Raw genomic sequence first — 10194 nt, forward strand, 5'->3', positions numbered from 1 at the left:
CCGGCGACCCGGTCGTCGACCGTGTCCGGGAGGTCGATCAGACCGCCCCAGCGCGGCGCGTGCTCCAGCGCAGCCACCCGGCCCAGCCCCCAGACGGCGTTCTGGGCGGCGCTCGGCACCGCGTCCGCACGGCCGGTGGACAGGGCGGACCTGGTCAGCGCCCACAGCGGGGCGTCGATGCCCGCGTCGCCCAGGGCCTGGACGAGCGCGAGGGACAGCGCGGTGCCGACGGTGAGGGCCGGGTGTCCGGCGTGGGGCCGCTCGTCGGTACCGAGCAGGGAGACAACACCGTCGAGCGGGGTCTCCCGGACGGCGTCGCCGAGCTGCCGCAGCAGCGCACCGCGGTCGGCGGCCGGGTCGACCGCCACCCGGACCAGCCGGGCCCCGCGGGCGGCGAGCCCGTCGGCGACGGCGGCGGTCCACTCGACGGCCTCGGTCTCGTCGGTGACCAGGAACAGCCAGTCGCCCGGCAGTTCGTGCTCCCGGAGGCCGCCGAGCGGCTTCCAGCCCGTGCGGTAGGTCCAGCCTTCCACGGCGGACTCCCGGCGCCGCTGCCGACGCCACGCGGACAGCCGGGGCAGCACCGCGTCCAGCTGCTCGGCGGGCAGGTCGAGGGTGGCGGCGAGGGACTGGGCGTCCTCGCGTTCCACCGTCTCCCAGAACCCGGCCTCCACGGCGTCGGTCCCCGCGACGGCGGCGGCCGTGGGCGCGGTGGTCTCCAGCCAGTACCGCTGGTGCTGGAAGGCGTAGGTCGGCAGGTCGGCGCGCCGGGCGCCGCGGCCGGCGAAGAACGCCGGCCAGTCGACGGGGACGCCGTGCACGTGGAGCCGCGCGACGGCGCCGGTGATCGCCTCGGGCTCGGGGCTGCCGGACCGTGCGGAGGGAACGGTGACCGCGCCGTCCAGGCAGCCCTGGGCCATGGCGCTCAGCACCGCGCCGGGACCGGTCTCCACGAACATGGTCACGCCCAGCTCGCCCAGGGTCCGGATGCCGTCGGCGAAGCGCACGGCCTCGCGGACGTGCCGGACCCAGTAGTCCGCCGTGTACGCGTCGATGAGCTCACCGGTGAGGTTCGAAACGACCGGTGTCCGGGGCGTCTCGAAGCGCAGAGCGCCGACGACGCGGGCGAAGTCCTCCAGCACGGGGTCCATCAGCGGCGAGTGGAATGCGTGGCTCACGGTGAGCCGGGAGGTCTTGCGGCCCTGCCGGGCGAAGACGTCCGCGACGGCCGCCACGGCGTCCTCGGTTCCGGAGACAACGACGGACTGCGGACCGTTGATCGCTGCGATGTCGGCGTCGTCCGTGAGGTGCGGCAGCACCTCGTCCTCGGTGGCCTGGACGGCGATCATCGCCCCGCCGGCGGGCAGGGCCTGCATCAGCGCGGCACGAGCCGCTACCAGTGCGGCCGCGTCCTCCAGCGACAGGGCTCCGGCCACGTGCGCGGCCGCGATCTCGCCCACGGAGTGCCCGGCCAGGTAGTCCGGCCGCACGCCCCACGACTCCAGCAGGCGGTGGACGGCGACCTCGTGCGCGAACAGCGCGGGCTGAGTGAAGGCGGTGCGGTTCAGCTCTTCGCCGTCCTCGTGACCGTTCTCGCCGAAGGCCACGTCCCGCAGCGGCCGGTCGAGGTGCCGGTCGAGGTGGGCGCACACCTCGTCGTACGCCTCCGCGAAGACGGGGAACGCCTCGTACAGTTCCCGCCCCATGCCGATGCGCTGCGATCCCTGCCCGGAGAACAGGAACCCGACCTGGCCGGCGTCGGCGCGGCCGAGGACGACGCCGGGAGCGGGTGCCCCCGAGGCCAGGGCCCGCAGGCCCTCGGCGATCCGGCCGCGGTCGGAACCGACCACGGCGGCGCGGTGCTCCAGGGCGGCCCGGGTGGTGGCCAGCGAGAAGCCGATGTCGGTGAGGGACGGTTCGGCGCCGTCGGCGGTGAGGGACAGCAGGCGCTCGGCCTGGGCGCGCAGCGCGGCCTCGGACTTGCCGGACAGGACCAGCGGCACGGTTGCCGAGGAGACCTCGACCGGTGCGACGGCGGCCGGTTCGGCCACCGGGGCCTGCTCGATGATCGTGTGGGCGTTGGTGCCGCTCACGCCGAAGGACGACACGGCGGCCCGGCGCGGGTGTTCGGTCTCCGGCCACTCCACGGCCTCGGTCAGCAGGCGGACGTCACCGGCCGACCAGTCCACGTGCGGCGTCGGCTCATCGGCGTGCAGCGTCCGCGGAAGGACGCCGTGGCGCATCGCCATCACCATCTTGATCACACCGGCCACGCCGGACGCCGCCTGGGCGTGACCGATGTTGGACTTCAGCGAGCCCAGCCACAGCGGCCGGTCCTCGGTGCGCTCCTGGCCGTACGTGGCGAGGACTGCCTGCGCCTCGATCGGGTCGCCCAGAGCGGTGCCCGTACCGTGCGCCTCCACCGCGTCGACATCGGCCCCGGTGAGCCCGGCGGAGGCCAGGGCCTGCCGGATCACCCGCTGCTGCGCCGGGCCGTTCGGCGCGGTCAGCCCGTTGGACGCGCCGTCCTGGTTGACCGCACTGCCCCGCACGACCGCAAGGACCTCGTGGCCGTTGCGCACGGCGTCGCTGAGGCGCTCCACGAGCACCACACCCACGCCCTCCGCCCAGCCGGTGCCGTCCGCGCCGGCGCCGAACGCCTTGCAGCGGCCGTCGGCGGACAGCCCGCGCTGCCGGCTGAACTCCACGAACGCGGCCGGTACGGCCATGACGTTCACACCGCCCGCGACGGCCATCGTGCTCTCGCCGTTGCGCAGCGACTGGATGGCCAGGTGCAGGGCGACCAGCGACGACGAGCACGCAGTGTCGACGGTGACCGCCGGGCCCTCCAGGCCGAACGAGTAGGCCACGCGCCCGGAGACGACGCTCGCGGCGCTGCCGGTGAGCAGGTGGCCCTCGACGCCTTCCGGGACCTGCGGGAGGCCCGCGCCGTAGCCCTGGTAGGACATGCCGACGAACACGCCGGTGCGGCTGCCCTTCAGGGAGGCCGGGTCGATGCCGGCCCGCTCGAACGCCTCCCACGAGGCCTCCAGCAGCAGGCGCTGCTGGGGGTCCATCGCGAGCGCCTCGCGCGGCGAGATCCCGAACAGCGCGGCGTCGAAGTCGCCCGCGTCGTAGAGGAAGCCGCCGTCGCGCGCGTACGTCCTGCCCGGGGTGCCCGGGTCGGGGTCGTAGAGGTTCTCGACGTCCCAGCCGCGGTCCTCGGGGAAGCCGGAGATCGCGTCGGCGCCGGACCTCACGAGCTGCCACAGGTCCTCGGGCGAGCCGACGCCGCCGGGAAGGCGGCAGCTCATGGCCACGATCGCGATGGGCTCGTCACCGGCGGCCGTGCGCAGCTCCTGCTGCGCGGCGCCCTGCGAACCGAGCAGTTCGACGCGCAGGAACCGGGCCAGGGCCGTGGCGTTCGGGTGGTCGAAGACCAGCGTGGTGGGCAGCTTCAGGCCGGTGTCGGCCGTGAGCCTGTTGCGCAGTTCGACGGCGGTGAGCGAGTCGAAGCCGAGGTCGTTGAACGCCCGGCCGGGCTCCACCGCCGCGGCGCCCTCGTGGCCGAGCACGGCGGCTGCGTGCGTGCGGACGAGGTCCACCAGCGTGCGGTCCTGCTCGCCCGCCGACAGCCCGGTCAGCTTCGCGGCGAGCGCGTTGCCGGCTTCCGCGCCGCCGGAGGCCGGCGCCTCCAGGGCGCGGCGCGCCTCGGGCACATCGGAGAACAGGGCGCTGGGGCGGATGACGGTGAACGGGCCGATGAACCGCTCCCACTCGAAGTCCGCGACGGTGAGGGCACTCTCGCCGTCGGCCAGCGCCTGCTGGAGCGCGGAGACCGCGAGGGCTGGCTGCATGGGGGGCAGGCCGCGGCGGCGCAGCATCTCCTCCCCGTCGCCGACGCCGGCCATGCCTCCCTCGGCCCAGCCGCCCCAGGCGACGGCGAGCGCGGTGCGCCCGTGTGCCCGCCGGTACTCGGCGAGGGCGTCCAGGCAGGCGTTGGCCGCAGCGTAGGCGCCCTGGCCGGCGCCGCCCCAGATGCCGGCGCCCGAGGAGAACATGACGAACGCGTCCAGCTCCTGACCGGCCAGCAGTTCGTCCAGGTGCATGGCACCTGCCGCCTTGGCCGCCACCGTGCCGGCGAACCCGGCCGGGTCGGAGTCCTCGATCATGACGTGGTCGCCGACGCCTGCGGCATGGACGACGGCGTTGACGGGGTGCTCGGCCAGCAGCGCCCGCAGGGCGTCACGGTCGGCCGCGTCACAGGCCACGACGGTCGCGGCCGCACCGAGCTCCTCCAGCTCTGCGACGAGACCCGCCGCACCCGGCGCGTCGAGGCCGCGGCGGCTGGTGAGCACCAGATGCTCCGCACCCGCACCGGCGAGCCAGCGGGCGACGTGCCCGCCCAGCGCACCCGTACCACCGGTGATCAGCACCGTGCCGCGCGGCGACCACCCCTGGGCGGGGCCGGTGGCGCGGGCGGCCCGGACGAGCCTGCGCCCGAAGACACCCGAGGCGCGGACCGCCACCTGGTCCTCGGCCGCCTGGCCGAGGACGGCAGCCACGCGGGCCGCGGCACGGGCGTCCAGCAGATCAGGAAGGTCGAGCAGTCCGCCCCAGCGCTGCGGGTGTTCCAGCGCCGCCGCCCGGCCGAAGCCCCACACCTGCGACTGCAGCGGGCGGTCCACGCGGTCGGAGCGGCCGGTGGCCACTGCGCCACGCGTGGCGCACCACAACGGGGCGTCGACGCCCGCGTCGCCGAGCGCCTGCACCAGGCAGAGGGTCGCGGCGAGGCCGTGCGACAGGCCGGCGTGGCCGACCGAGGCGCTCTCGTCCTCGGCGAGCAGGGACAGCACGCCGGCCACCGGGCCGACGCCGGCCAGCTCACGGGCCAGCTTCCCGCGGTCGGTGCCGGGCCCGGCGACGAGCGTCACCAGTTCCAGGCCGCGCTCACCGAGCGCGTTGCGGACCGAGGCGGTCCACTCGCTCTCACCGGCCACGACGAGCAGCCAGGTCCCGGACGCGCCGGGCTGCGGGAGCGCGCCGAGCGGCTTCCACGTGACGCGGTAGCGCCAGCCGTCGACCACGGACTGCTCGCGGCGCTGACGGCGCCACGCGGACAGCCGGGGCAGGATCGCGCTCAGCGAGGCGTCCGCGCCGACGCCCAGGATCGCGGCGAGGGACTCCGCGTCCTCGCGCTCCACGCTGTCCCAGAAGCCGGAGTCCGCCGCGTCGGCCGGAGTGCCGGCGGCGGCCAGGTCCTCGTCCCCTTCCAGCCAGAAGCGCTCGCGCTGAAAGGCGTAGGTGGGCAGGGTGACGCGGTGAGCACCGGGGAAGAGCGCCTGCCAGTCCACGGAGACGCCGTGTACGTGCAGTTCGGCCAGGGCCGTGACGAGGGCCTGCTGCTCGGGACGGTCGCCGCGCAGGACGGGCACGGCAACCACGTCGTCCGCGCAGGCCTGCGCCAGGGCGCTGAGGACACCGCCGGGACCGATCTCCACGAACGTGGTCACACCCAGCCCTTGCAGGGTCTCGATGCCGTCGGCGAAACGGACCGCTTCGCGCACGTGCCGGACCCAGTACTCCGGGGTGTACGCCTCCGCCACACCGCCCGTGAGGTTCGAGACCACCGGGACATGCGGCTGGTGGAACGTCAGCCCCGCCACGACCCGGCCGAACTCCTCCAGCATCGGATCCATCAACGGCGAATGGAACGCGTGACTGACCCTCAACCGGGACGTCCTGCGGTCCTGCTGGGCGAAGACCCCGGCGATCTCCAGCACGGCATCCTCGGCACCGGAGACCACCACGGACCCAGGCCCGTTGACCGCCGCGATACCGACACCGTCCGTCAGGTACGGCAGCACCTCGTCCTCGGCCGCCTGCACCGCAACCATCGCACCACCCGCAGGCAGAGCCTGCATCAACGCAGCACGCGCAGACACCAGCTTCACGGCGTCGTCCAGCGACAGCACCCCGGCCACATGCGCGGCCGCGATCTCACCGACCGAGTGACCCGCCACGCAATCCGGCCGCACACCCCAGGACTCGAGAAGCCGGAACAACGCCACCTCGACCGCGAAGAGCGCGGGCTGGGTGCACCCCGTCCGATGCAGGGTCTCGGCATCGACATCGACCGGCGCGTCCAGACGCGCACACACCTCGTCATACGCATCGGCAAACACAGGGAACGCCGCATACAACTCACGCCCCATACCGATCCGCTGCGAACCCTGACCCGAGAACAGGAAGCCCACCTTGCCTCCCGGCCGGCCCTGGACGACTCCGGGCGACGGCATTCCGGCGGCCAGGCAGCCCAGTTGGCGACGGAAGTCGTCACAGCTCTCGCCGATGACGGCCGCCCTGTGGCGCAGGGCGCTCCGCGTGGTGGCCAGCGAGAAGCCGACATCGGCCGGTGACGTGCCGTCCTCCACGAAGGCCAGCAGCCGTCGTGCCTGGTCGCGCAGCGCAGCGCTGCTCTTGGCGGAGAGCACCCATGGCAGGAGGGTCGGGGCCGGGACGACGGTGGCCTCTTCGGCCTGGGCCGGCGGGGCCGACGGAGCCGACGGGGCCTGTTCGATGATGGTGTGGGCGTTGGTGCCGCTGACGCCGAAGGACGAGATCGCGGCCCGGCGCGGGCGGTCCGTCTCCGGCCAGTCGACGGCCTCGGTCAGCAGCCGGACGTCACCGGCCGACCAGTCCACGTGCGGCGTCGGCTCGTCCACGTGCAGGGTCCGCGGGAGAACGCCGTGCCGCATGGCCATGACCATCTTGATGATGCCGCCGACTCCGGCGGCGGCCTGGGCGTGGCCGATGTTGGACTTCAACGACCCCAGGTACAGCGGCGTCCCGGTGGTGTGCGCCCGGCCATAGGTGGCGATCAGCGCCTGCGCCTCGATCGGGTCGCCCAACCGGGTACCCGTACCGTGCCCCTCCACGATGTCGACGTCGGCCGGAGTCAGTCCACCGCTCGCCAGCGAGTCGAGGATGACGCGCTGTTGCGCCTGCCCGTTCGGCGCGGTGAGGCCGTTGGAGGCGCCGTCCTGGTTCACCGCGGAGCCGCGAACGACGGCCAGCACCTCGTGGCCGGCCCGCAGGGCGTCCGAGAGCCGCTCGACCACCAGCATGCCCACGCCTTCCGACCAGCCGGTGCCGTCGGCGTCGTCGGAGAACGACTTGCACCGACCGTCCGGTGCCAGCCCGCCCTGTCGGCTGAACTCGATGTAGCCGCTGGGCACCGCCATCACGGTCACACCTCCCGCCAGGGCGAGGTCGCACTCGCCCCGGCTCAGCGACTGGCAGGCCAGATGCAGCGCCACCAAGGAGGAGGAGCACGCGGTGTCGATGGTCAGCGCGGCGCCCTCCAGTCCCAGGGTGTAGGCGATCCGCCCGGACAGCAGCGAGGTGGACACACCGGTGATGCCGTAGCCCTCAAGGCCTACACCGGCACTCTGTGCGTCGAACCCGTAGCCCTGGGGTGCCGCGCCGACGAAGACCGCGGTGCGGCTGCCGCGCAGGCCCGCGGGATCGATCGCCGCGTACTCCAGCGCCTCCCAGGACGCCTCCAGCAGCAGCCGCTGCTGCGGGTCCATGCCGGTCGCCTCACGTGGCGAGATGCCGAAGAATCCGGCGTCGAACTCGGCGGCCCCGTACAGGAAGCCGCCCTCCCGAGTGAGGGTGGTGCCGGGCCGGTCGCCGTTCGGGTCGTAGATCCGCTCGGTGTTCCAGCCTCGGTCCGAGGGGAACAGGGAGACGGCGTCGGTGCCGGTGGCGACCAGCTGCCAGAGCTCGTCGGGGTTGCGTACGCCGCCGGGAAAGCGGCAGCTCATGCCGACGATGACGACCGGGTCGGCCTTGTCCCGGGCTTCGTACTCGCGCAGCTGTTGCTTGGCGAGCCGCAGATCGGCGCTGATCTGCTTGAGGAAATGCCTCATCCGGTGCGCTGTCGGCGGCGGGCCGTCTGATGTGGGAGCGGACATGGGAGGACCTTTCGGGGAGATGCCGCGTCAGGAGATGTCGAATTCGCTGCCGAGCATGGCCAGCAGTTCCTCGTCGGTGGCGTCGTCGAGCTGCTCTCCGGGCGCTTCTGCCGGGATCGGCGCGACTTCCTCTCTCGCTTTCCAGCGGGCGAGGAGACCGGCCAGACGCATCGAGATCCGGGAGCGGCCCACCGAGTCCGGCTTCAGTCCGGCCAGCGCGGCCTCCAGCCGGTCGAGTTCCTCGTCGGCCGTCCCCGCTCCCGGCGCGCCTTCGACAGTCAGCAGCTCCAGCAGGAAGGCCGCGATGGCCGTCGGCGAGGGGTGGTCGAAGGCGAGCGTCACCGGGGTGTTCAGGCCAAGCCTGCTGTTGAGCCGTTTACGCAGCCCGACGGAGGCCAGGGAGTCCAGTCCGAGATCGCGGAACGAACGCTCGGGTTCCACCTGAGCCGGGTCCGGGTAGGCCAGCTCGGCCGCCACCTCGTTCCGTACCAGATCGAGCAACGCGGCCTGCCTGGCAGCCGGTTCGAGCGTGGCCAGCTCCCGGCGGAAGGCGTCGGCCGCCGTGTCACGCGCCTGCGGTACGGCCGTCCGGGCGTCCCGCACCTGGGGCAGGTCCTCGATCAGCGGCCGTCGTCGTGCGGCTGTGTAACTGGCCGTGAACGGCGCCCAGTCCACGTCGGCGACGGTGACGCCGGTCTCGTCGTCGTCGAGTGTCCGCTGCAACGAGGCGATCGCCTGGGCGGGCTTCAGCGCGCCCAGGCCGATCCGGCGCAACTGTCGCGCGGTGTCCCGGTCCACCATCCCCGCGTCCGCCCAGATGCCCCAGGCCACCGAGGTACCGGCCGCTCCGCGCGCCCGGCGTTGTGCGACCAGGGCGTCGAGGTAGGCGTTCCCGGCGGCGTAGGCCCCGCTGAAGGAGCTGCCCCAGACCGCCGAGATCGAGGAGAACACCACGAACGCGTCCAGTTCGGCACCGTCGAGGAGTTCGTCCAGGATCCGCGCTCCGCCGATCTTCGCCGCGACCACGGCGGCGAACTCCTGCGGGCTCGTCTCGGCGAGGGAGGTGCTCTGCCCGACACCGGCCGCGTGGAAGACCGACCGGACCGGCGCGCCTTCGTCCGCCAGTTGCCGGAGCAGGGCGGCGACCGCGTCCCGGTCCGCCACATCGGCCGCGATCGCCCTGGCGGGGGTGCCGGTGGCGTGCAGTTCGGCGAGCAACTCCGCGGCGCCGGGGGCGTCGGCGCCGCGCCGTGAGAGCAGCACGATCGAGCAGTCGCCGTGGGCGGCGAGCCAGCGGGCGACGTGTCCGCCGACCGCACCGGTGCCGCCGGTGACCAGGACCGTGCCCGAGGGCCGCCACGACCGCGCGCCCTGGACGCCCTCGCCGGCCCCCATCAGCCGGCGGGCCCACACCCCGTCGGGGCGTACGGCGAGCTGGTCCTCGACGCCGCCCGTGCTGAGAACCCCGCCGAGCAGGGCGAACTCCCGGTCGCCCAGCACGTCCGGGAGGTCGACCAGGCCGCCCCAGCGTTCCGGGTGCTCCAGGCTGACGACCCTGCCCAGACCCCACACGGCGGCACCCTGCGGGCTGCACAGCGCATCGGCCGCGCCCGTGCTGACCGCCCCACGGGTGACGCACCACAGCGGCGCCGTGATCCCGGCGTCGCCGAGAGCCTGGACGAGGGCCAGCACATGCTCGGCGTGGTCGGACCGACACAGCACACCGTCCAGCGCCCCCATCGCGGCCAGGGTGGTGGTCAGCGAGGAGCGGTCGGCGCTCTCCAGCGACAGCGGCACCGCCTCGCCGAACATCCCGTCGAAGGCGTGCCGGTCCGCGCTCGCGGACGAGGCGACGAGCCAACGGCCGGGGACCCGCGAGACCTCCTGTGGTCCCGCCACCGTGGTCCACCCGATGCGGTAGCGCCAGTCGCCCAGTTCGGAGCGGAGCAGGTTGCGCCGCCGCCAGCGCGCGAGCGCCGGTACGACAGCGCGGAGCCCGTTCTCCGATCCCAGTTCGGCGCTGAGCCGCTCGATGTCCTCGCGTTCCACCGCGTCCCAGAACCCGGTGTCCGTCTCCTTGCCCGAAGCCATGGGGACGGGCGGCACGAGCCAGTAGTGCTCGTGCCGGAAGGCATACGTCGGCAGCGGCAGGCGGTCGCCGGGGGCAAGCACGTTGGACCAGTCCACCGGCAGGCCGGCGACGTGGGCCTCCTGG

2 protein-coding genes are annotated in these 10194 nt (G+C 73.8%); both read right to left on the reverse strand.

Annotated features, from left to right (window positions below; translation table 11 throughout):
• Positions 1-7934 (reverse strand): type I polyketide synthase (locus AB0H32_RS43455; protein WP_361133651.1); only part of this gene is annotated, 7934 nt, incomplete at its 3' end.
• A gap of 72 nt (positions 7935-8006) precedes the next feature.
• Positions 8007-10194 (reverse strand): SDR family NAD(P)-dependent oxidoreductase (locus AB0H32_RS43460; protein ID WP_361133653.1); only part of this gene is annotated, 2188 nt, incomplete at its 5' end.

It is taken from the genome of Streptomyces sp. NPDC020362 (assembly GCF_040642095.1).
Taxonomy (GTDB): Bacteria; Actinomycetota; Actinomycetes; order Streptomycetales; family Streptomycetaceae; genus Streptomyces.